The organism is Pseudomonas sp. lyk4-R2A-10 (genome assembly GCF_030209075.1).
In the GTDB taxonomy this organism is placed as follows: Bacteria; Pseudomonadota; Gammaproteobacteria; order Pseudomonadales; family Pseudomonadaceae; genus Aquipseudomonas; species Aquipseudomonas glycinae.
The window spans coordinates 75,065-97,563 of sequence record NZ_JARVSR010000012.1; the positions used below are offsets into that span (position 1 = coordinate 75,065).

Here is a 22,499-nt window from a genome sequence, read left to right on the forward strand (position 1 = left end):
GTTTGAACATGCTGCAAGTCGACAAGCTGCACCAGTACTACGGCGGTAGCCACATCCTGCGTGGTCTGAGCTTCGACGTGAAGGTCGGCGAAGTGACCTGCCTGCTCGGCCGTAACGGCGTGGGCAAGACCACGCTGCTCAAATGCCTGATGGGCCTGTTGCCGGCCAAGGAAGGCGCGGTGAACTGGGAAGGCCAACCGATCACCACGTACAAGCCGCATCAACGGGTGCACGCCGGAATCGCCTACGTGCCCCAGGGCCGGGAGATCTTCGGCCGACTGACCGTGGAAGAAAACCTGCTGATGGGCCTGTCGCGTTTCCCCGGCAGCGAAGCCAAAGAGGTTCCCGCGTTCATTTACGAGCTGTTCCCGGTGCTGCTGCAAATGAAACAGCGGCGCGGCGGCGACCTGTCCGGCGGACAGCAACAACAGCTGGCCATCGGTCGTGCACTGGCCAGCCGTCCGCGTCTGCTGATCCTCGACGAACCCACCGAAGGCATCCAGCCGTCGGTGATCAAGGAAATCGGCGCGGTGATCAAGAAGCTCGCGGCCCGTGGCGACATGGCGATTCTGCTGGTGGAGCAGTTCTACGATTTCGCCGCCGAACTGGCCGATCAGTACCTGGTGATGTCCCGGGGCGAGATCGTGCAGCAGGGCCGTGGAGAAAATATGGAAAGCGAGGGTGTACGCGGACTGGTTACTATCTAACCTGTAGCGTCCTAACGATAATCAGAAAACATGAACTTACCTGTTGCGACTGCCCTGTTTACCCCGAGCTGGCATGCCGAGCTTGAGCTGGCCTATGCCCGCTTCGGCGATTGCACGCGCCCTACCCGTCGTCGCCACCTCGGTCCGCTGCGGGTGCAAAAGCATCTGTACGCCGAAGGGCCCGAGGTCTGCCAGCACATCATTGTCCACCCGCCGGGCGGGATTGCCGGCGGTGACCGGCTCGACATCAGCGCCCGCGTCGCACAAGGCGCCTGGGCACAGATCACCAGCCCCGGCGCGGCCAAGTGGTATCGCGCGGCGGGGCCCGCTTATCAGTCACTGAACCTGCATGTCGCTGATGGCGCGACACTGGAATGGCTGCCCCAGGAAACCATCGTCTACAGCGCCGCCCAGGCTGAACTCACGACATCGATTGAGCTTGAAGGCGATGCGCGGCTGTTCTACTGGGACGTGGTAGCCCTCGGGCGGCCGGCCAGTGGCGAGCGTTTCGACCTCGGGCATTTCCAGGCACATCTGGATATTCGCCGTGATGGCCGGTTGTTGTGGCATGAGCGCCAGCGCATTGTCGGCAACGATGGTTTGCTTGATTCGCCGATCGGACTGGATGGCAGTCCGGTGTTTGCGACGTTGCTGGTGACCGGCGAAATCGATGCCGAACTGCTGGAGCGCTGCCGCTCGCTGGGGCATGAAGTGCGCGGGGATTTGACGCAATTGCCCGGTCTTCTGGTTGCCCGTTGCCTGGCCAGTGAGGCGTTGCTGGCGCGAGCGTGGCTTATTGAATTGTGGCGGTTGCTGCGGCCGAAATTGATGGGACGCGAGGCAGTGCCGCCAAGAATATGGAGCACCTGAAAACCATCCCTCACCCCCCGCCCTCTCCCGGAGGGAGAGGGAGCCTGACCGAGGTGACCGCTGGAAATGTTTCAGACACAAGAATTCAACTGACTGAACTGGCCATTGAAAACGACCGAGATCAGTCCCCTCTCCCTCCGGGAGAGGGCTAGGGTGAGGGCTGGGTCTGACTGCCCCCCCACTCACCACAAGAACCACACAAATCTGCCCAAATGGATTTCAAACGATGGACCTGACCCCACGCGAAAAAGACAAGCTGCTGATCTTCACCGCCGGCCTCGTGGCCGAGCGGCGACTGGCCCGTGGCGTGAAGCTCAACTACCCCGAAGCCATGGCCTACATCTCGGCGGCGCTGCTCGAAGGCGCCCGTGACGGCCAGACCGTGGCCGAGCTGATGCACTACGGCACCACCCTGCTGACCCGCGAGCAGGTGATGGAAGGCATCCCGGAAATGATCCCGGAGATCCAGGTCGAAGCGACGTTTCCCGACGGCACCAAACTGGTCACCGTCCACCAACCGATCGTCTGAGGCCGTGCCATGACCTACACCATCCGCGATGCCCTGCACGCTGACCTGCCGGCGATCCGCGACATCTACAACGACGCGGTGCTCAACACCACGGCAATCTGGAACGAATCCGCCGTCGACCTCGGCAACCGTCAGGCGTGGTTCAGCGCACGCCAGGCCCAGGGCTATCCGATCCTGGTGATCGTCAACGCCGACAACACCACCCTCGGCTACGCTTCGTTCGGCGACTGGCGGCCGTTCGACGGTTTCCGCCACACCGTCGAGCACTCGGTCTACGTGCGCAGCGACCAGCGCGGTAACGGCCTCGGCCCGCAACTGATGACCGCGCTGATCGAACGCGCGAAAACCTGCGACAAGCACGTCATGGTCGCCGCCATCGAAAGCGGCAACGCCGCATCGATCCGCCTGCACGAGCGCGCCGGTTTCATCACCACCGGGCAGATGCCCCAGGTCGGCACCAAGTTCGGCCGCTGGCTCGACCTGACGTTCATGCAACTGACCCTCAATCCTGGCGCGGAGCCGCCGCCCGCCAACAAGGAGTGACACCGATGAACCCCGCCCAACTGCGACGCGTCAATGCGGAAAGTTTTGCGCACTATCGTCAGGGCCTGATCGAGCTGCTGCTGGACGCCGTGGGTTATGGCGCCAGCGTCGGCTTCATGGCTGATCTGGATGCCACCCAGGCTCGCGCCTATTTCGATGAAGTGCAGGACAACCTGAACAAGGGCAACGTCTTGCTGTGGGTGGTGGTCAAGGACGAACAGGTGCAGGCCAGCGTGCAACTGGGCCTGTGCCAGAAGGCCAACGGCCTGAACCGCGCCGAAGTGCAGAAACTGCTGGTTCGCGAACACGCCCGGCGGCGCGGCCTCGGTCAGCAATTGATGGAAGCGCTGGAGCTGACGGCCCGCCAGTACAAGCGCGGCATGCTTTACCTCGACACCGAGGCCGGCTCCCCCGCCGAAGATTTCTACAAGGCCCTGGGTTACACCCGCGCCGGGGAAATCCCCGACTACGCCTGCGACCCGAACGGCACCTATCGCCCGACGGCCCTCTATTACAAAGTCCTGCAAGGAGCGAACTGATGATTCCCGGCGAATACCGGATCCAGCCCGGCGAGATCGAACTCAACGTCGGTCGCCGTACCGTCAGCCTGAAAGTGGCGAACAGCGGCGACCGACCGATCCAGGTCGGCTCGCATTATCACTTCTTCGAAACCAACGACGCCCTGACCTTCGACCGCGCCGCCAGCCGTGGCATGCGCCTGAACATTCCGGCGGGCACCGCAGTACGCTTCGAACCGGGCCAGAGCCGCGAGGTAGAACTGGTGGATTACGCCGGGCACCGGCGGGTGTTCGGGTTTGCCGGGCGGGTCATGGGTGACCTCTGAGTCCGCGTGTACCGCAGCCCCTCACCCCAGCCCTCTCCCAGGGGAGAGGGAGCCAACCACCGATAACTGCCCCACCGCGATCAGTCCCCTCTCCCTCCGGGCGGTCCGACGTTTCGGGAGGGTCAGGGAGACGCTCGATGGCTCACCGCTATTTTCCTGAAGGACGCCAGATGAAGATTTCCAGACAAGCCTACGCCGACATGTTCGGCCCCACCGTCGGCGACAAGGTGCGCCTGGCCGACACCGAGCTGTGGATCGAGGTCGAACAGGACTTCACCACCTACGGCGAAGAAGTGAAATTCGGCGGCGGCAAAGTGATCCGCGACGGCCAGGGCCAGAGCCAGTTGCTGGCGGCCGAAGTGGTCGACACCGTCATCACCAACGCGCTGATCATCGACCACTGGGGCATCGTCAAAGCCGACGTCGGCCTCAAGGACGGACGCATCGCCGCGATCGGCAAGGCCGGCAATCCGGACGTGCAGCCCGGCGTGACCATCGCCATCGGCGCCAGCAGCGAAGTGATCGCCGGCGAAGGCATGATCCTCACCGCCGGCGGCATCGACACCCACATCCACTTCATTTGCCCGCAGCAGATCGAAGAGGCGCTGATGAGCGGCGTCACCACCATGATCGGTGGTGGCACCGGTCCGGCCACCGGCACCAATGCAACGACCTGCACTTCGGGGCCGTGGCACCTGGCGCGGATGCTCCAGGCCGCCGACGCGTTCCCGATGAACATCGGCCTCACCGGCAAGGGCAACGCCAGCCTGCCGGAGCCGTTGATCGAACAGGTCAAGGCCGGCGCCATCGGCCTCAAGCTGCACGAAGACTGGGGCACCACCCCGGCGAGCATCGACAACTGCCTGAGCGTCGCCGACCAGTACGACGTGCAAGTGGCAATCCATACCGACACCCTCAACGAGTCCGGTTTCGTCGAAACCACCCTCGGCGCGTTCAAGGGCCGGACCATCCACACCTATCACACCGAAGGTGCCGGTGGCGGCCACGCGCCGGACATCATCAAGGCCTGCGGTTTCGCCAACGTACTGCCGAGTTCGACCAACCCGACCCGGCCGTTCACCCGCAACACCATCGACGAACACCTCGACATGCTGATGGTCTGCCACCACCTCGACCCGAGCATTGCCGAAGACGTGGCGTTCGCCGAAAGCCGCATCCGCCGCGAAACGATTGCCGCCGAAGACATCCTCCACGACCTCGGCGCGTTCTCGATGATCAGCTCCGACAGCCAGGCCATGGGCCGCGTCGGCGAAGTCATCACGCGCACCTGGCAGACCGCCGACAAAATGAAAAAGCAGCGCGGCCCGCTCGCGCAGGACGGCGAAGGCAACGACAACTTCCGCGCCAAACGCTACATCGCCAAGTACACGATCAACCCGGCGATCACCCACGGCATCAGCCATGAAGTGGGTTCGGTGGAAGTCGGCAAGTGGGCCGATCTGGTGCTGTGGCGCCCGGCATTCTTCGGCGTGAAACCGACGCTGATCCTCAAGGGCGGCGCCATCGCCGCGAGCCTGATGGGCGACGCCAACGCGTCGATCCCGACCCCGCAACCGGTGCACTACCGCCCGATGTTCGCCAGTTACGGCGGCTCGCTGCACGCCACCAGCCTGACCTTCATCAGTCAGGCGGCGCAGGCGTCGGGATTGCCCGAAGCATTGGGCCTGAAGAAGAAAATCGCGGTGGTCAAAGGTTGCCGCGACGTGCAGAAAACCGACCTGATCCACAACGACTATCTGCCGAACATCGACGTCGACCCGCAGACCTATCAGGTCAAGGCCGATGGCGTGCTGCTCTGGTGTGAACCGGCCGAAACCCTGCCGATGGCGCAGCGTTACTTCCTGTTCTGACAACCGACAAACGCAAAAAAGGCCCCGAGCACCTGCCTGACGCACGGTCTCGGGGCCTTTTTCGTGATGCTGGAAAACCACTGGGCAATGGGTCGTGTATTTCTCGCCAAAGGGACTAATATTCGATTCGCTGTCGCCTTTATTCAGGAACTGCCCATGCGTCTTTCCGAGTTCATCCTGGCCAATATCGACGCAATCGTCGATGAATGGGAAAAGTTTGCCGCTACCATTACCCCGCCCGCCGACCATCTGGACTCGGCCGGTCTGCGCGATCACGCCAGCGCCATCCTGCGGGCCGCCGCTCGCGACATGAGCAAACCGCAAAGCCGCGACGAACAGGTCGCCAAGGCCAAGGGCGAAGGCCCGGAGAAAAGCCCGAGCCTGGATGAAGCCGGAGCCAGCCATGGCGAGCTGCGCCACACCGTCGGTTTCGATCTGGTACAGATGACCTCGGAGTTTCGCCACCTGCGCGCCGTGGTGATCCGACGCTGGGTCGAGCATATCGAATTACCGGACACCACCTGCTTCCAGGACATGATCCGCTTCAACGAAGCCATCGACGAAGCCCTGGCCGAATCGACCGCCGCCTATGCCGAACAGGTCAACCGCTCACGGGACATTTTTCTCGCCATTCTCGGCCATGACCTGCGCGCGCCCCTGCAAGCGGTGAGCATGTCCACCGAGTTGCTGATGCGCAAAACCACGCTGGAAGGCGATGCGCTGACTTGTGCGCTGAACATCAAACAGGGCGCGCGGCACATGGCGGCCATGGTCAGCGACCTGCTGGAACTGGTACGCAGCCGCCTGGGCAGAAGCCTGCCGATCGAACCGGCGCCAATGGATCTGGCCGACGCGGCGCGAGCAGCCATTGCCGAAGCGTGCGCCGGCAATCCGGACAGTGACCCGACATTGAACACCGAGGGTGACACCCGTGGTGTCTGGGACGCTGGTCGGATCGATCAACTGCTGCAGAACCTGATCGGCAATGCCTTGCAGCATGGCTCTGATCCGCGCGAAGTGATCGTGACGTTGAAGGGGGAAGCCAGGCAGGTGCTTCTGACCGTGCACAATTACGGCCCCCCCATTTCCGAAGAGGCCATCGGCACCATTTTCGACCCCTTGGTACGCAGCGCCGACGAAGAACTCGGCCAGCCGTCGACCAGCCTGGGTCTGGGCCTGTTCATCGTCAAGGAAGTGGTGACCGCCCATGGCGGGACGATCGAAGTCAGCTCAAGCGCAGCCAACGGCACGCTGTTCAGCGTGATGCTGCCCCGACAGGTTTAAGCAGAGAAACTATTCGACCACCAGCCGCGCCAGGCGCTGCCTGAGCATCCGGTTCTCGGCCCGCAGCTCCTGCACTTCTTCCAGCAGGTCCAGCGCCAGGGCGACGCCCTCCCACTCCAGCTCAAGATCGCGCCGCAGCTTGGCGGCGCGTTTGGCCAGGGCCAGTTCGTAGTCGGTGAAGCGCCATTCCCTGGGCTGCGTGCCCTGAGGTTCGAGGATGCCGTGCTCGACGATTTCGATCACGTAGACGTCCGACAGGTCGGCCGCCTCACAGAATTCTGCCATGTCCAGTTGAACGATCAGGGGGCTGCTCATGATGGGCTACTCCGTCGTCAGTATCAGAAGTTCTCGCGCGGGTTGAAGGCGGCCTTCTTCGCCAGTTCCTGCCACAGCGCCTTGACGTCATCGCCGTTGGCTTTCGGCATCACGGCCTTGAGCTGGACGAACAGGTAACCGCGTTCGCCCGCCTTGTTCTGCAGACCGTGGCCCTTGGCACGCATGCGCTGGCCGTTCTGGCTGCCGGCCGGTACCTTGAGATTGATCTTGCCGGTCAGGGTCGGCACGGCGACTTCGGCGCCCAGCGCCAGCTCCCACGGTGCCAGCGGCAAGGTGATGATCAGGTTTTCGCCTTCGACGTCGAATTTCGGGTGCGGCGCGAAACGGATGGTCAGGTACAGATCGCCATTGGCACCGCCACCGATGCCCGGTGCGCCCTGACCCTTGAGGCGGATGCGCTCGCCGTCGGTCACGCCCGCCGGGATCTTCACGTTCAGACTCTTGCTGGTGTTGCTGACGTGCTGGCCCGAACCGTTGTATTGCGGCACCTGGAAGCTGATCTTTTTCGATTCGTTCGAAAGCGTCTCTTCCAGAAAGATCGGCAGTTCCAGTTCCACGTCTTGCCCTCGCCGTCCGGCGCTGCGGGATTGCCGGCCAGCGCCGCCACCGAAACCGGGGCCGCGATTGCCGAAGATCGAACTGAAGAAGTCCGAGAAGTCGCCGGTGTCGCCACCGCCGCCGCCAAAGCCGCCACGGCTCTGCCACCCCGGTGGGCCCTGAAACGGCTGGCCGTGCTGACCATAACGACGCAGTTCGTCGTATTCGGCGCGCTTGTCGGCGCTTTTCAGCGCTTCGTAGGCTTCCGAGGCGTCCTTGAACTTGGCCTCGGCGTCCTTTTCCTTGCTGACATCGGGGTGGTATTTGCGCGCCAGCTTGCGATAGGCAGCCTTGATTGCCTTGTCGTCAGCCGTCGGCTCCACGCCGAGTATCTTGTAATAGTCTTTGAAGTCCATCGAAGGAATCACCATCCGTTATCGATTTCGCGCCGATCCCAGCATGCGCCTATTCGCGCGTGCCGGGTTGACCGATCTCAAGTTTGTGACCGGGTGGCGCAGCAGAAGTTTATCGGCAGTGGACGGCGGTTCTTGCGACCGCCGGTATGTCTGCCGGCCCATGCCAGCAAGTTTGGGGCAAACCGCCGAGTTTCAAGCAAGCTTAGTCGTGAAATAGCAGATGACCGGCCTTCGAATCTGACGCGCACTGACATACACTGCGCGGCCGTTTTTTTGACCGGAACCGAAAGACCATGAAAGACGCCTCTCCAGCCCGTGCCTGCGGCATCGACTTCGGCACGTCCAACTCCACCGTCGGCTGGCTGCGCCCCGGCATGGAAACGATGATCGCGCTGGAAGACGACAAGATCACCCTGCCATCGGTGGTCTTTTTCAATATCGAAGAGCGCCGTCCGGTATACGGCCGTCTGGCGCTGCACGAGTACCTGGAAGGCTACGAAGGCCGGCTGATGCGCTCGCTCAAGAGCCTGCTGGGTTCCAAGCTGATCAAGCACGACACCAGCGTTCTCGGCACCGCAATGCCGTTCAAGGACCTGCTCGGGCTGTTCATCGGCCAGCTCAAGAGCCGCGCTGAAGCCGCCGCTGGTCGTGAGTTCGAGCAAGTGGTGCTGGGCCGTCCGGTGTTCTTCGTCGACGACGATCCGCTGGCCGACCAGGAAGCCGAAGACACCCTGGTGGAAGTGGCGCGCAAACTCGGTTTCAAGGACGTGTCGTTCCAGTACGAGCCGATTGCCGCGGCCTTCGACTACGAGTCGACCATCGAAAAGGAAGAACTGGTGCTGATCGTCGACATCGGCGGTGGTACGTCGGACTTCTCGCTGGTGCGCCTGTCGCCCGAGCGTCGTGGTGTGGATAACCGCCACGACGACATCCTCGCCACCGGCGGCGTGCACATCGGCGGGACCGACTTCGACAAACAGTTGAGCCTGCAAGGCCTGATGCCGCTGTTCGGCTACGGCAGCCGCATGAAAAGCGGCGCGTTCATGCCGACCAGCCACCACATGAACCTGGCGACCTGGCACACCATCAACTCGGTGTACTCGCAGAAATCGACCCTGGCCCTGGGCAGCATGCGCTACGACATCGAAGACACGGGCGGCATCGACCGTCTGTTCAAGCTGATCGAACAGCGCGCCGGCCATTGGCTGGCGATGGAAGTGGAAGAAACCAAGATCCACCTGACCCACAACGACAGCCGCCATGTGCCGCTGGATCGCATCGAGCCGGGCCTGAGCGTGGAACTGACCCGGGCGCTGTTCGAATCGGCGATCGAGTCGCAGCTCGAGCGCGTGCGCGGCAGCGTCACCCAGTTGCTGGCAGACGCCAACGTGGCGGTGGGTCAGGTCGATACGGTGTTCTTCACCGGTGGTTCGAGCGGCATTCCGGCACTGCGCAACAGCGTCTCGGCGATGCTGCCGAACGCGCGGCATGTGGAAGGGAATATTTTTGGCAGCATTGGTAGCGGTCTGGCGATTGAGGCCATGAAACGTTACGGCTCAGTAAACTGACACAGTTGATCGTTCCCACGCTCCGCGCGGGAACGATCATTGCGGCTTCTAAACCATCCCGCCCAGCTTCAGCTCACTCTTCAAATATGCGTAATAAATCGGCCCCGCCACCACTCCCGGCAGGCCGAACGCGGCCTCGAACACCAGCATTGCCAGCAGCAACTCCCAGGACTTGGCACTGATCTGCCCGCCGACGATGCGCGCGTTGAGAAAGTATTCGAGCTTGTGGATAAAGATCAGGTAACCCAACGCCGCAATCGCTACCCAGATCGACAGCGACAGGCCGACGATAGTGATCAGCGTGTTCGACATCAGGTTGCCGATCACCGGTAGCAGACCGAGCAGGAAGGTCAGCACGATCAGGGTCTTGGTCAGCGGCAGCTTGATCCCGAACAGCGGCAGGACCACCGCCAGGAAGATCCCGGTGAAGAAGGTGTTGAGCAGGGAAATCTTGATCTGCGCGAACACAATGTTGCGAAACGCCTGAACCAGCAGGTGCAGACGATCGAACAGTGCGGCCGCCAGCGGCTTGCGCTTGGTGACGTCCGGCACGCGCTGCAAGGCGATGATCGCGCCCAGCACCATGCCGATCAGCAAGGTCACGAACATATGCGCCGCGTCCTTGCCCACCAGTTGCAGTTCGGACAAATGCTTGCTCGCCCATTCACCGATGGCCACCCGGAATTCGGCAGCGCTGGCCGGCAGGTAGGCGTCGATGAACGGCGGCAACTGTCCACGCGCTCGGTCGACCACGCCCATGAATTTGTCGAGGGAAGCGCCAGGGTTTTCCGCCTCATGCAGCAGGAAACTGATGGCGCCAGCGAAGATCAGCGTCAGCACACTCACCACCAGCGTGCCCAGCAGCGCCACCGCCAGCCAGCGCGCGCGGCGGCCTTCGATCAGCCGCTGCAGTTGCGGGGTGAGCATGTTGACCAGTTCGAACACCAGCAACCCGGCCAGCAGACTGGGCAGCAAACGCAATGGCAACACCAGCAACAGACCGCCGAAAATGATGATGCAACTGACCCAGAACACAACATGACGCTCAGAAAACGTTGGCATACAGCCTCAAAACGAACGGCGTAAAAGGATTGGCAGTCTGCCAGCGATCCTTGGGGAGCACTAGGGATATGCGGTGTTTGTAGGTTTGGGGCTCGGCTTGAGAACCACCCCTCACCCTAGCCCTCCCGAAACGTCGGACCGCCCGTAGGGAGAGGGAACTGACCGAGTAGATTTAGAGAACTCCCGTAACCTGAAAGACCTGGTCGATTCCGGATTCAGCGCCGCACGTTCAGGTCGGCGCAAAAACCAGCCATCCCCGAATCGGTCCCCTCTCCCTCTGGGAGAGGGTCAGGGTGAGGGCCTGGATCCCAAGCCGGACACATCTGCCGGTCACCACTCAAACCCGCTTTATTTTTTCTTCAGGCAATCACTCATGAACGTCTTGCGCGCATCACCCGTCAGCGCCTTGGTGGCCGCATCGGCGTTGCAGGTTTTCATTTTCTGTTGCTGCGGGGTCAGGGCCTTGGCGTCGTTGGCCGCCGGAGCTGCCTTGAGGCAGGTGCTCATGAAGGCTTTGCGCTCGTCGCCCTTGAGGCTCTTGGCCGTGGCGTCGGCGTTGCAGGTGGTCATTTTGTTCTGTTGCGCCGTGGCGGCGAAACCCTGGGAGCACAGCAGCAGACCGATCATCAACAAAGGGACACGCAACATCTTCATGGAGTTTTCTCCTTGGCGCCGCCTCGATGGAGGTGGCCTCTGCTGGAGTGTAGTCAAAGCTTGTTACACCTTCCTAGCCTCAAGATGGCTGCGCCGATACTGTTCCGGGGTACATCCGGCCTGCCGGGCAAACATGGCGATGAAGGCCGAACCGCTGCTGTAGCCGAGATCGAAGGCGATTTCCTGCACACTGCGCGAACTTTCCAGCGCCTCGATGGCCGCGAGATACCGCAGGCGCTGACGCCACTCGCCGAAACTCATCCCCAGCTCCCGCACGAATTGCCGGGCCAGGGTGCGCTCGCTGACATGCACCTGCGCCGCCCAATGCGCCAGCGGTTCATTATTGCCAGGTTCGGCCTGCAGGGTTTCGAGAATGGTCAGCAAACCGGGGCTGCTGGCGTAAGGCAAATAGCATTGATGAACCGGGGCCTGGCGCAATTGGTCCACCAGCACCTGGGCCAGGCGCTGGTCGGCTTCGAACGCCGGGATCTTCACATCGCGGGCGGCGAAGTCCTTGAGGATCGCCTTGAGAATGTCGCTGATCGCCAGGGTGCAGGCCTGCGCCGGCAAATCGGAACACACATCCGGCGCCAGGCACACCGCCCGATAATTGACCGGCTGATGACTGTAGAAACTGTGCTCGACCTGCGGCGGCACCCACACCGCGTATTGCGGCGGCGACATGAAGCGGCTGCCATCGACATCCATATGCAGCACGCCGTGGGCCGCGTATTCCAGCGTGCCCCACGGATGGCGATGCGGCGCGGCGTATTCGTGGGCGTTGAAGTCGGCATAGCGGAAATACACCGCTGACGGCAGTTCGCTGAAATCCAGCAGATCGATGTGTTTACTGTTCATGCTGTCCGGAATCAGGGGCGGGTTGTCCGGTTCGCAGTATAGGCCTGCATCCAGACAGGGGATAATCACCGTTCATCAACGTTCTGGTTTCTCCTCCCATGCAATACGCGTTTCCCCTGCTGGCGATTTTCATCTGGGCCGGCAACACCGTGATCAACAAGCTTGCGGTCGGTGCGATCTTCCCCGCCGAGATCGGCTTCTATCGCTGGCTGCTCGCCGGCCTGCTGTTCACGCCGTTCATGCTCAAGAAAGTGATCGCGCACTGGCCGCAGATTCGCCCGAACCTGGGCAAGATTTTCATCCTCGGCGTGCTCGGCATGGCGGTCTATCAGAGCCTGGCCTACTTCGCCGCGACCCTGACCAGCGCCACCAACATGGGCATCATCCTGTCGCTGATGCCGTTGATGTCGCTGGCCATGGCGATCATCAGCCTCGGCCAGCGACTGACTGCCGGTGCGCTGGTCGGTGCGGTGCTGTCGTTCGCCGGTGTGCTGGTGGTGGTGTCGTCCGGCAGCCTCGGCGCTTTGCTGCAACACGGGGTGAACCTGGGTGACGCGATGATGCTGATCGCCACCCTCGCCTATGCGATCTACAGCACCCTGCTGAAAAAATGGCAGCTGCGCCTGCCGCCGCTGGTGTTGCTGTATTTGCAGGTGCTGGTGGCGGTGGTGGTGCTGTTTCCGCTGTACGCCGCGTCGCCGAAAACCGGCCTGACTCTGCAGAACATTCCGCTGGTGTTGTACGCGTGCCTGCTGGCCTCGATGCTCGCGCCGCTGGCCTGGATGCAGGCCGTACAGCGCCTGGGCCCGAGCCGGACCACGCTGTTCTTCAACCTGCTGCCGCTGATCACCGCGCTGATTGCCGCGGTGGTGCTGAAGGAACAACTGGCGTTGTATCACCTGGTCGGTGGCTTGCTGACGCTGGGCGGGGTGATTCTTTCCGAGCGCTGGACCACCGTCCTCGGTCGCTCCCGCACTCCGAGCGCCGCCTAGACCCCGGCGGCTTTCAACCGCGCGGCGTGCTCGACGAACAGCCGCACCGGATCCGCGCCTTTGCCGACCAGTCCCAGCGACTGGTTGACGATGTCGAAGTGATCCATCGGGTAGTCATTGCCGATGACCGTGCCCAGGTGCGAGCTGTAGCGGCCGACCATGCCGTCGCACTGCCCCGGCTCACGCACGAAGGTTTTGGCGAACAACCGGCAACTGCGGTTGGTGCCGTCAAACAGGTTGCCACCACGGTCTGTTTTACCCGGCTGCAAGGTGCCGGACCACGAGTAATACCGCACGCCGTTGACCTCTTCCGGCCCGTGCCCGCCCCAGGTTTGCGGCAGGCCCTGTGGATAACGCTGGTTGAACAGCGCCACGCCTTCAGTGGTCAGGGAATGGTGCGAGGCGTGGATATCGACCGGCAGTTTCGGCCCGTGGTAGCCGGTTTCCAGCAGCGCCATCAGCCAGCCGACAGAGCGTAACAACGCCTCAAGAATGCGACCCTTGGCGCTGTCCGCCGGATAGTATTTCGCCAGATAGTCCGCCAGTTCTGAACCGTGATTGGGCCCGGCCACCGACGTTACCGACGCCACCAGATCCGGACGCTTGGCCGCCGCATATCGCGCCGTCAGCGAGCCCTGGCTATGGCCGAACAGATTGACCTTGGCCGCACCGGTCTCACGCAGGATTTCATCGATGCGCGTCAGCAACTGCTCGCCGCGCACTTCGGTGGAGTTGAGCGGCGACACCTGCACCGCAATCACCGTCGCACCACCCCGGCGCAACGCTTTGATGATCCCGTACCAGTACGGGTACAGCACCAGACGGATGAAACCGAGCATTCCCGGCACCAGCACCAGTGGATAACGTGTGGCCGAATCTTGCGACATGGGCAAACATCCTTGTGGTCGGTAAGTGGATGCAGGGCGTGCAAAACGCCCGCCAAGCATCCGCCTCGATGATGACAACTCCACGACCAGCCTACTTCAGCCCCACCACCCCCGCCACAATCAGCCCCACCGACAGCAACTTCACCAGCGTCAGGCTCTCGCCCAGCAGAGCGAAACCGAGAAACACCGTGCCCAATGAACCGATGGCGGTCCAAATCGGATAGGCGATGCTCACCGGCAACTCGCGCATCGCCAGGGTCAGGAAGTACACCCCGCCCACCGCCGCGACCACGGTGATCAGCGACGGCCAGAGCCGGGTGAAACCCTCGGCGTACTTCATGCCCATGGCGAAGGTGACCTCGAACCCGGCGGCGATCAGCAGAAACAGCCAGGCCACCTAGAACGCCCGGGCCAGGTCGAGCAAGCGCTGCTCGGCCTCGGCCACCGACACCGCGAAGGTGCGCTCGGCGGATTCCTCGCCCTCGGCGGCGACCACCGTGACGTCGTTGATGCCGATGAAGCCAAGCGCGGTGCGCAACCAAGGATCGGCGTGGTTCAGCGCTTCCAGTTCGCCGCCCGGGCCGAAACCGAAGCCGCCGCGACTGGTGACGATCAGCGCTTTTTTGCCGTGCAGCAGCGGCGTGTATTGGGCGATGCCGTTGTCCAGGGTGTGGTCGAACGTCAGGCCCAACCGGACGATCTGATCGACCCAGGCCTTGAGGCCGCTGGGCACGTTGAAGTTGTACATCGGCGTGGAAATCAGCAGCAGGTCGTGATCGAACAGCTCGCCCACCAGTTGATCGCTGAGCGCCAGATCGGCCTGCATCGTCAGCGGTCGTGCTTCGGGCTCCGGGTAAAACGCCGCCGCGACAAACGCCTCATTAACCGCCGGAATCAGCGCCCGCCCGACTTCACGGCGGGTAACCTGCGCCTGGGGATGGCGGACTTGCCAGGCGCTGAGAAAGGTTTCTGCCAGACGCCGCGAATGAGAACGCTCACCGCGTGGACTGGCATGGATCGCAAGAATCTTGCTCATCTGAATCTCCTTGGGACTAGACTTGAGTGACTGTGTGGCGCCAGATTGCAGGCATCACCTCATCGCCTCAAATGAGCAAAAATCAGTCGGGATGAATTGATTTCATCCGTGGAGTTTCCATGTTCGCTTCATTGCCGCTGACCGCCCTGCGCGCGTTCGAATCCGCCTCCCGTCTGCTGAGTTTCAAGGCAGCCGCCGAAGAGCTGGCGGTGACGCCGACGGCGATTTCCCATCAGATCCGCTCGCTGGAGGATTGGCTCGGCGTGGCGCTGTTCGAACGCCTGCCGCGTCAGGTGCGCCTGACCGAGGGCGGCGAGCGGCTGTTCCGCAGCCTGCACGGCGCATTTCTGGAGGTGGCGCAAAGCGTCGACACCCTGCGCCCGCAACGCAGCGGCAGCAGCCTCACGCTGTCGACCACCGCCGCGTTCGCCGCGTTGTGGCTGGTGCCACGGCTGGGGCGGTTTTATGCGAAGCATCCGAACATCAATGTGCGGCTGGACACGCATTGCGAAGTCATCGACCTGCATCAGGACGCCAGCGTCGATCTGGTGCTGCGCTACAGCCTCGACGATTACCCGAACCTCTATGGGTTGTGCCTGTTCGATGAATCGTTCGGCGTATACGGCTCGCCGGAACAGGTGGCGCTGGCCGCCCGCCGCACTCCGGCGCTGATCAGCGTGCATTGGCACAATTCGAAGCTCTACGCCCACGGCTGGGAGGCCTGGTGCGCGCAGTCGGGCGAGAACTGGCTGAATCAGCACCCGGCCGTCCGCGAATACGATGAAGAGCATTACGCCCTGCAAGCGGCCATTGCCGGACAAGGGCTGGTGCTGGCGAGCAACATCCTGGTGTCGCAAAGCGTCGCCAGCGGTCTGCTTGTGCCGTACAAGGGCGAGGTCCAGGTCGATGGCGCCGGTTACAGCGCACTTTGCGTACCGGGTCGCGAGCGGCATCCACCGGTGAAGGCGTTTTTTGCCTGGCTGCGCGAAGAGGCACAGCTTTCCGGGCATGTGCCGCGCTGAATCCGACAAAACTTTTTGCAGCATTCATCACTCACAACCTGGTAACGATCACGTCAGCAGAACGTGACGCCAATCGGATTAGCCTCCAGGAGACTGAAATGAGTGACCTGCAATTGTCTGATGTTCAAACCCTGCGCGAGCGCGCCCGCCAGCACGTGGAAAATGGCGCGGTGACCGAAAGCTACAGCGCCAACCGTGAAGAAGTGCTGCGCCTGCTCAACGAATCGCTGGCCACGGAACTGGTCTGCGTCTTGCGCTACAAGCGCCACTACTTCATGGCCAACGGCCTGAAAGCCAACGTCGCCGCCGACGAGTTCCTCGAGCACGCCACTCAGGAAGCCGAACACGCCGACCGTCTCGCCGAGCGCATCGTGCAACTGGGTGGCGAGCCTGAATTCAACCCTGACCTGCTGTCGAAGATGTCCCACGCGCAATACGTGGCCGGCAACACCTTGAAGGAAATGGTTTACGAAGACCTGGTGGCCGAGCGGATCGCCATCGACAGCTACCGCGAAATCATCCAGTACATCGGTGAAAAGGACCCGACCACGCGCCGGATCTTCGAAGACATCCTGGCTCAGGAGGAAGAGCATGCGGATGACATGGCGGATATTCTGAAAGACCTCTGAGTCCTCCAGATCCAATCGCGGGCAAGCCCGCTCCCACAGGATTTCACTGAACCTGTGGGAGCGGGCTTGCCCGCGATTGCTTTCTTCTAAACGCTACAAAATCATTTGGTCGGTTTGACAGTCGCTGGCGCCTTGCCCGCCTTCATCTGCTCCAGCAACGGCGCGCACTGATTCGGCTCGCCACCACTCGGCGCCACCAGCGCCAGCAGCCCCGCCGCCGGCGCAGCGATCACGCCCAGCGCCACCATCCCCGCCCCGCGCAACATCAACGGCACCGCTTTCACCCCCGCATCCGGCTTGATGAACTTGCCCCGTACATACAACGGCGAGCGCAGGGAAATCAGGCGCCAGCCCTTGGATTCCGGCGTCACCGTCAGATCCAGTTGCTCGGTGGCCATGTTCGCCGTGCCGTCGATGTAGATGATTGCGTTCTCGGTATCGAACACAAACAGTCTTGTCGTCGCCAGACCGGTCTTGATATCGAAGTCCGCCGCCGCGCAATTGATCTTCACTTCCTTGTCGCCAAAGATCTTGCCGACCACGTAGTTGCCGACGTTGAGGCCTGCCAGCTCCATCAACTCACGACTGATCGCGCCGTCGTTGATCAGCATCTTCAGGTTGCCGTTGGCGCCGCCCAGCAACTTGGCCACCGAGTTGCCGCGACCGGCGATGTCGGCATCGCCGTTGAGCTCGCCGAAACTGGTCTTCATCGGTTCGAAGGTCGGGAACAGCTGTTTGAGCTTGAACTTGCGCGCGGTCAGTCTGGCCCGGCCTTCCAGCGGCTCGGTACGTCCGTTGAGCCGAATCTGCGCATCGAGATTGCCGCCGGCCACGCCAAAGCGCAGTGGCTCCAGGCTCAGTTCGCCGTCGTTGAGTTTCAGGTGGGTATAGAGGTCGGTGAACGGCAGTTCTTCGCTGTGGACGATGCGCTTGCCGGTGAATTCGACGTCGGCGTCCATGTCGCGCCAGCGCTCGGTCTTGAACTCTTCCACCGGCAGCACTTTGTCTGCCGGCTGTTTGCTTTCGCCGCCACGGGCCTTCTGCTTGGCATTGGAGTCTGCACCGATCAGCGGTGCGAGGTCGGCGAACAACAGTTGATTGGACAGCAGCGCGCCACTCAGCTTGGGCCGTGGCTGGCTGGCGACATAGGCCAGATCGCCATGAATGTCGCTGCTGCCGATCTTGCCGTTGAACTGTTCGTAGCGGAACTGCGCGCCGTCCGGCTCATGCAGCTTGGCGATCAAGTGACCGTCGGTGGCGTACGGCGGGGTGTCCGGCAGGGTCACGCCGGTCAGCGGATACAGGTTGCCGAGGCTGGCACCCGCCAGTTTCAGGCGCAGATCGAGGGCACCGAGATTCAGCGGATCGGTCAATGTGCCGGCGAGTTCGACGCTGGTATCGCCAATCTTCGCCTGGGCCTGCAACGGGAACGGTTTGCTCGCGTCCTGCAGGGCCAGCAGACCGCCGATCTTGCCCTGACCGGCGAGTTTCTGGCCGTGGTACTGGCCGGTGACTTTCAGGCCGAAGGCGTAATCCTGCGGTGCGCCGCCCTTGTCCTGTGCGGTTTTCGCGGCTTTGTCACCGACGATATCGCTGAACGGAATCGGCTTGCCCAGAGGATCGATCAGCAGATCGAGGTTGGTCTTGAGGGTCTGGTCATCCAGAGTGACGTGGCCCTTGTCGAAGCCAATGGCGCCGATGTCGACCACCCAGTTCGAGGGCTCGGCATTCGGATCCTTGGGATCGAACTTGAAGGTCCAGTTGGCGCGGCCGTCAGCCAGACGCTGCAGTTGCGCGTTGGGTTCGGTCAGGTCGATGCGCGGGATCGCGACCCGTTGCGCCAGCAAGGCCAGTGGCGAAATGCGCAGCTCGACCCGTTTGAGGGTGACCATCTGCGGCTGCTTCGACCAGTCGGGATTGCCCAGTGTCAGGTCTTCGGCCACCACATGCGGCCACGGCACCCAGGCGCGCCAGCCGCCCTCGTCGAGCTCACGCCGCCAGACCACCGACAGGTTGCCGTTGATGGCGAACGGTCGGTGCAATTCTTCCGAGACTTTGGCGTTGAGCGGCGGCTTGATCCGGTTCCAGTCGAAAAACACGATGATCAGAACCAACACCGCCAGAAGCAGCACGAGGGTGGCGAAGGTCCAGACGAAGATTTTACGCGTGCGCGTCATTGCACAAAGCTCCTGAAGACGACTGCATCCATTGGCACGACGCAGCTGAAACGACGGGCCGCGATGGCCCTCATGAAATCTGTGACTGACAAACAGCCCGCAGGTTTAATCCAAAGCCCCATCGAGGGGGAAAAACGGTCGCCATTCTGACCGATCGGTCGAGTTGGCGTTACCGGGCCCGCACATTTGCGGAGCGCAAGTGGGTGGAAAATACCCACTCCAGTGCAAAACCGCCCGCCTGAAACGCCCGAGCTAGAGCCTCCCGAGCGAACAATCAATTCTGTTGATTATTACCATTGTGTTTATGAACTTTTATATCGACTTATCGAGAGTAGCATTGCCCTCGTACCCACTTTATCGCCCTCCCAAGGAGCAACCCATCATGAAACGCCAACTTCTGTTCAGTCTTACCCTCTCGATGCTGGCCAGCACCGCTTTCGCCCTGCCAGCTGCCGATCAAGCCACTCCGCAAGTCAAAACCAGCCACTCGGTGTTCAGCCAGACTGTTGCCGCTGATGGCTCGGACCGCACTCCACAAGGCCAGACCCTGGCTGAAAACGGTCGTAACCGCCTGGAAGAAAAAGGTCTGGTTCAAGATGGCTATGACAAAACCCCACAAGGTCAAACCGTAGCTGAAGGCGGCCGTGATCGTCTGGAAGAAAAAGGTCTGGTGCAAGACGGTTCGGATCGCACTCCACAAGGTCAAACCCTGGCATCTGACGGTGGCGACCGCACCCCACAAGGCCAGACCCTCGCTGCTGACGGTTACGACAAAACCCCACAAGGTCAAACCCTGGCCGAAGGTGGTGGTGACCGTGTAATCGAACGCAACAGCGCTTTGAGCTAAGCCCATGGCGGCCTGGAAAAAAAGCCCAATCCCCGGATTGGGCTTTTGACTTTTCATAAGCCGGTATAAAGAAGTCGCGATTTCCCTGCTCCATCTCCCCCGCTGCCGTTCGACGCCGACAAAGCCGATTTGCTAGAGTGCGGCGCTTGTCTTGCCTAAGAACACACCCTTGCGATGCTGCCCCGCGCCGAACAGAAACAACAGACCCGCAACGCCCTGATGGACGCTGCCCGCCACTTGATGGAAAGCGGCCGAGGATTCGGCAGCCTGAGCCTGCGTGAAGTGACAAAAACCGCCGGCATCGTGCCCACCGGTTTCTACCGGCATTTCGCCGACATGGACGAACTCGGCCTGGTACTGGTCAGCGAAGTCGGCCAGACCTTCCGCGAAACCATCCGCCTGGTGCGCCACAACGAATTCGTCATGGGCGGGATCATCGATGCGTCGGTGCGGATCTTCCTCGACGTGGTCAGCGCCAACCGTTCGCAATTTCTGTTTCTGGCCCGCGAGCAGTACGGCGGATCGTTGCCGGTGCGTCAGGCCATTGGCCGCTTGCGTGAGGACATCAGCTCCGACCTGGCGGCGGACTTGGCCCTGATGCCCAAACTTCAGCACCTCAATCGCGAGGGTCTGAGCGTGATGGCCGACCTGATCGTCAAATCGGTGTTCGCCACCCTGCCGGACATCATCGACCCGCCCGCCGAAGCTCTGCCGGAGCATCTGACGCCACAGGCGAAGATCACCCAGCAGTTGCGCTTCATCTTTATCGGGTTGAAGCACTGGCAAGGGCTCGGCAGTACCGAGTGAGAAAGCAAAAAAAGTCGCAGCCTGGAGCTGCGATTTTTTTTGCGCCGCAAATTGGTGCATGTAAAAAACTTCATGCACCAAAACGCCCCACAATCCTGCAACATCTTGAAACATCCACTAGGCTCCGACAGGGATTTCCTACGTCTTGTCCGATTGGCAAGCCCCTTGCTCTAGCCTGAGCATTGTCCACTGCTGGAAGCTTTCCGATGCTGGTGATTCATCGCAGAATCGAGCCCCACCCCGTCTGGGCCGCCGAGTTGCACCTGACCTTTGAAGCCAGGAGCAAAAGCCGCTTGCGCTGTTTCAGTGCCGAAGGCGAGGACGTCGGGCTGTTTCTGGAGCGCGGTCGGCCGCCGCTGTATGACGGCGAGTGCCTGCAAGCCGAAGATGGCCGGATCGTCCGGGTCTGTGCCCGCCCTGAACAATTGCTGCACGTCACCTGCGCCAACGCCTTTGAACTGACCCGCGCGGCCTATCACTTGGGCAATCGCCACGTCGCGCTGCAAGTCGGTGACGGCTGGCTGCGGCTGCTCGACGATTACGTGCTCAAGGCGATGCTTGAACAACTGGGTGCGCAGGTCGAATCGATCGAAGCCCCGTTCCAGCCGGAACACGGCGCCTACGGTGGCGGCCATCATCATTCGCGGCACGGTGACGAAGACTTCAACTACGCGCCGAAACTCCATCAGTTCGGCGTCCGTTTGTGAACCCGGCCTGGGCGCTGCTGCGCCTGGCCAGTCCGCAATTGCCGATTGGCGGCTACAGCTATTCCCAGGGCCTGGAAATGGCTGTGGATAACGGCCGTGTCGACAGCCCGGACAGCGCCCGCCGCTGGATCAGCGATCAATTGCTGCTCAACCTCGCGCGGTTTGAAGCGCCCCTGCTGCTCGCCCATTGCCAGGCCGCCGCGGACGAACACTGGGATGAATTGCGCAAGCTCTGCGAAAGCCACCGCGCCAGCCGCGAAACCCGCGAGCTGCATCTGGAGAGCCGGCAGATGGGCTACTCGTTGCAGCAATTGCTCAACGGCCTGCCCGAACTCGATCAGCCAGCGCGGGATTTTCTCGAACATTGCGCCGAGCCGCACCTGGCCCTGTGCTGGGCTCTGGCCGCGCGCGCCTGGCAGATCACCCCGCAGGACGCCCTCGCCGCGTGGCTGTGGAGCTGGCTGGAAAACCAGCTCGCGGTGCTGATGAAAACCCTGCCGCTGGGCCAGCAAGCCGCCCAGCGCCTGACCAGCGAACTGCTGCCGCTACTGCAACAGGCCCAGCAGGACGCCACCCGAATCAATCCCGAACACCTCGGCAGCGCCGCGTTCGGTCTGTCCCTGGCGTGCATGGCCCATGAGCGCCAGTACAGCCGCCTGTTCCGTTCCTAGGGCCTTTTATCAGGAGAATCACATGAACACACAACCCCTGCGCGTCGGCATCGGCGGCCCGGTCGGTTCCGGCAAGACCGCGTTGACCCTGGCCCTGTGCCTGGCCCTGCGCGAGCGTTACAACCTGGCGGTGGTCACCAACGACATCTACACCCGCGAAGACGCCGACTTCCTGGTGCGCAACGAGGCCCTGGCACCGGAGCGCATCATCGGCGTGGAAACCGGTGGCTGCCCGCACACCGCGATTCGGGAGGACGCCTCGATCAACCTCGAAGCGGTGGATCAGCTGAACCGGCGTTTTCCGGGGCTGGACCTGATTCTGGTGGAATCCGGCGGCGACAACCTGTCCGCGACCTTCAGCCCGGAACTGTCCGACCTGACCATCTACGTGATCGACGTGTCGGCCGGCGACAAACTCCCACGCAAGGGCGGGCCCGGCATTTGCAAATCCGACCTGCTGGTGATCAACAAGATCGACCTCGCACCGCTGGTCGGCGCCTCGCTGGAGATGATGAACAGCGACACCCAGCGCATGCGCAACGGCAAGCCGTTCGTGTTCAGCAATCAGAAAACCGGGCAAGGCCTGGAAGAAATCATCGCCTTCATCGAACGCCAGGGCCTGCTGACTGCAGCCTGATTCACTGA

The 22,499-nt window shown here is 62.1% G+C and carries 25 protein-coding genes and 1 pseudogene; 17 read left to right on the forward strand and 9 right to left on the reverse strand.

Features of this window, described 5'->3' with window-relative positions; all coding sequences use genetic code 11:
• Positions 1-8 precede the first annotated feature (8 nt).
• The 8 genes from urtE to QRN46_RS21335 all read left to right on the forward strand — a co-directional run bounded on the left by urtE (position 9) and on the right by QRN46_RS21335 (position 6,648).
• The gene (gene urtE / locus QRN46_RS21300) at positions 9-707 is read left to right on the forward strand and encodes an urea ABC transporter ATP-binding subunit UrtE (RefSeq protein ID WP_011332236.1); all 699 of its coding nucleotides are present in this window, start codon (positions 9-11) and stop codon (positions 705-707) included.
• A gap of 30 nt (positions 708-737) precedes the next feature.
• Positions 738-1,577, forward strand: a complete 840-nt coding sequence (locus tag QRN46_RS21305; RefSeq protein ID WP_285357070.1) for an urease accessory protein UreD — start codon at positions 738-740, stop codon at positions 1,575-1,577.
• 226 nt (positions 1,578-1,803) lie between these two features.
• Positions 1,804-2,106, forward strand: coding sequence for an urease subunit gamma (gene ureA / locus QRN46_RS21310; RefSeq protein WP_011332234.1), 303 nt, complete (start codon positions 1,804-1,806; stop codon positions 2,104-2,106).
• Positions 2,107-2,115: 9 nt separating this feature from the next.
• Positions 2,116-2,649 carry a GNAT family N-acetyltransferase gene (locus QRN46_RS21315; RefSeq protein WP_201817274.1) on the forward strand — a complete coding sequence of 178 codons (534 nt, stop codon included), beginning with the start codon at positions 2,116-2,118 and terminating at the stop codon, positions 2,647-2,649.
• Positions 2,650-2,654: 5 nt separating this feature from the next.
• The gene (locus tag QRN46_RS21320) at positions 2,655-3,188 is read left to right on the forward strand and encodes a GNAT family N-acetyltransferase (protein ID WP_201817272.1); all 534 of its coding nucleotides are present in this window, start codon (positions 2,655-2,657) and stop codon (positions 3,186-3,188) included.
• Positions 3,188-3,493 (forward strand): urease subunit beta, encoded by a 306-nt coding sequence (locus QRN46_RS21325; RefSeq protein ID WP_201817269.1) that lies wholly within the window; start codon positions 3,188-3,190, stop codon positions 3,491-3,493. Before QRN46_RS21320 ends, QRN46_RS21325 begins: the two co-directional genes overlap by 1 nt.
• 170 nt (positions 3,494-3,663) lie before the next feature.
• Positions 3,664-5,364, forward strand: a complete 1,701-nt coding sequence (gene ureC / locus QRN46_RS21330; protein WP_085685440.1) for an urease subunit alpha — start codon at positions 3,664-3,666, stop codon at positions 5,362-5,364.
• Positions 5,365-5,520: 156 nt separating this feature from the next.
• Complete coding sequence (locus QRN46_RS21335) at positions 5,521-6,648, forward strand: sensor histidine kinase (RefSeq protein ID WP_011332229.1); 1,128 nt, start codon at positions 5,521-5,523, stop codon at positions 6,646-6,648.
• 9 nt (positions 6,649-6,657) lie between these two features.
• Here QRN46_RS21335 and QRN46_RS21340 read toward each other — a convergent pair whose 3' ends face one another.
• Positions 6,658-6,963: a chaperone modulator CbpM gene (locus QRN46_RS21340; protein ID WP_201817254.1), complete on the reverse strand. Its 306-nt coding sequence runs from the start codon at positions 6,961-6,963 to the stop codon at positions 6,658-6,660.
• A 23-nt stretch (positions 6,964-6,986) separates the two neighbouring features.
• Positions 6,987-7,937: a DnaJ C-terminal domain-containing protein gene (locus QRN46_RS21345; RefSeq protein ID WP_011332227.1), complete on the reverse strand. Its 951-nt coding sequence runs from the start codon at positions 7,935-7,937 to the stop codon at positions 6,987-6,989.
• Positions 7,938-8,230: 293 nt separating this feature from the next.
• Here QRN46_RS21345 and QRN46_RS21350 point away from each other — a divergent pair, with 293 nt between their 5' ends.
• A complete protein-coding gene (locus QRN46_RS21350) occupies positions 8,231-9,505 on the forward strand; it encodes an Hsp70 family protein (RefSeq protein WP_011332226.1) in 1,275 nt (424 codons plus the stop codon).
• A gap of 48 nt (positions 9,506-9,553) precedes the next feature.
• Here the strand turns inward: QRN46_RS21350 and QRN46_RS21355 are convergent, their stop codons facing one another.
• From QRN46_RS21355 to QRN46_RS21365, 3 genes are all read right to left on the reverse strand, one after another.
• Positions 9,554-10,567: an AI-2E family transporter gene (locus tag QRN46_RS21355; RefSeq protein ID WP_011332225.1), complete on the reverse strand. Its 1,014-nt coding sequence runs from the start codon at positions 10,565-10,567 to the stop codon at positions 9,554-9,556.
• Between the two features lie 348 nt (positions 10,568-10,915).
• Complete coding sequence (locus tag QRN46_RS21360) at positions 10,916-11,221, reverse strand: PsiF family protein (protein ID WP_011332224.1); 306 nt, start codon at positions 11,219-11,221, stop codon at positions 10,916-10,918.
• 63 nt (positions 11,222-11,284) lie between these two features.
• Complete coding sequence (locus QRN46_RS21365; RefSeq protein WP_201817252.1) at positions 11,285-12,079, reverse strand: AraC family transcriptional regulator; 795 nt, start codon at positions 12,077-12,079, stop codon at positions 11,285-11,287.
• Positions 12,080-12,177: 98 nt separating this feature from the next.
• Here QRN46_RS21365 and QRN46_RS21370 point away from each other — a divergent pair, with 98 nt between their 5' ends.
• Positions 12,178-13,071: a DMT family transporter gene (locus QRN46_RS21370; protein WP_201817249.1), complete on the forward strand. Its 894-nt coding sequence runs from the start codon at positions 12,178-12,180 to the stop codon at positions 13,069-13,071.
• Here the strand turns inward: QRN46_RS21370 and QRN46_RS21375 are convergent.
• The 3 genes from QRN46_RS21375 to QRN46_RS21385 all read right to left on the reverse strand — a co-directional run bounded on the left by QRN46_RS21375 (position 13,068) and on the right by QRN46_RS21385 (position 14,994).
• A complete protein-coding gene (locus QRN46_RS21375) occupies positions 13,068-13,958 on the reverse strand; it encodes an esterase/lipase family protein (protein ID WP_201817246.1) in 891 nt (296 codons plus the stop codon). The genes QRN46_RS21370 and QRN46_RS21375 overlap by 4 nt on opposite strands.
• 91 nt (positions 13,959-14,049) lie before the next feature.
• Positions 14,050-14,355: a DMT family transporter gene (locus tag QRN46_RS21380; protein WP_011332220.1), complete on the reverse strand. Its 306-nt coding sequence runs from the start codon at positions 14,353-14,355 to the stop codon at positions 14,050-14,052.
• Positions 14,356-14,994, reverse strand: coding sequence for an FMN-dependent NADH-azoreductase (locus QRN46_RS21385; RefSeq protein WP_011332219.1), 639 nt, complete (start codon positions 14,992-14,994; stop codon positions 14,356-14,358).
• 119 nt (positions 14,995-15,113) lie between these two features.
• Here QRN46_RS21385 and QRN46_RS21390 point away from each other — a divergent pair.
• Positions 15,114-16,083, forward strand: a pseudogene (locus QRN46_RS21390) (LysR substrate-binding domain-containing protein).
• Between the two features lie 31 nt (positions 16,084-16,114).
• Complete coding sequence (locus tag QRN46_RS21395; RefSeq protein WP_011332217.1) at positions 16,115-16,645, forward strand: ferritin-like domain-containing protein; 531 nt, start codon at positions 16,115-16,117, stop codon at positions 16,643-16,645.
• A gap of 101 nt (positions 16,646-16,746) precedes the next feature.
• Here the strand turns inward: QRN46_RS21395 and QRN46_RS21400 are convergent, their stop codons facing one another.
• A complete protein-coding gene (locus QRN46_RS21400) occupies positions 16,747-18,822 on the reverse strand; it encodes an AsmA family protein (RefSeq protein ID WP_201817243.1) in 2,076 nt (691 codons plus the stop codon).
• A gap of 382 nt (positions 18,823-19,204) precedes the next feature.
• Here QRN46_RS21400 and QRN46_RS21405 point away from each other — a divergent pair, with 382 nt between their 5' ends.
• From QRN46_RS21405 to ureG, 5 genes are all read left to right on the forward strand, one after another.
• On the forward strand, positions 19,205-19,669 hold the full coding sequence (locus QRN46_RS21405; RefSeq protein WP_011332215.1) for a hypothetical protein: 465 nt from the start codon (positions 19,205-19,207) through the stop codon (positions 19,667-19,669).
• Between the two features lie 174 nt (positions 19,670-19,843).
• On the forward strand, positions 19,844-20,476 hold the full coding sequence (locus QRN46_RS21410; protein ID WP_007950628.1) for a TetR family transcriptional regulator: 633 nt from the start codon (positions 19,844-19,846) through the stop codon (positions 20,474-20,476).
• A 206-nt stretch (positions 20,477-20,682) separates the two neighbouring features.
• The gene (ureE, locus tag QRN46_RS21415; protein ID WP_201817240.1) at positions 20,683-21,183 is read left to right on the forward strand and encodes an urease accessory protein UreE; all 501 of its coding nucleotides are present in this window, start codon (positions 20,683-20,685) and stop codon (positions 21,181-21,183) included.
• On the forward strand, positions 21,180-21,854 hold the full coding sequence (locus tag QRN46_RS21420) for an urease accessory protein UreF (protein WP_201817238.1): 675 nt from the start codon (positions 21,180-21,182) through the stop codon (positions 21,852-21,854). Before ureE ends, QRN46_RS21420 begins: the two co-directional genes overlap by 4 nt.
• A 22-nt stretch (positions 21,855-21,876) precedes the next feature.
• The gene (gene ureG / locus QRN46_RS21425; RefSeq protein WP_008001031.1) at positions 21,877-22,491 is read left to right on the forward strand and encodes an urease accessory protein UreG; all 615 of its coding nucleotides are present in this window, start codon (positions 21,877-21,879) and stop codon (positions 22,489-22,491) included.
• Positions 22,492-22,499: the final 8 nt, after the last annotated feature.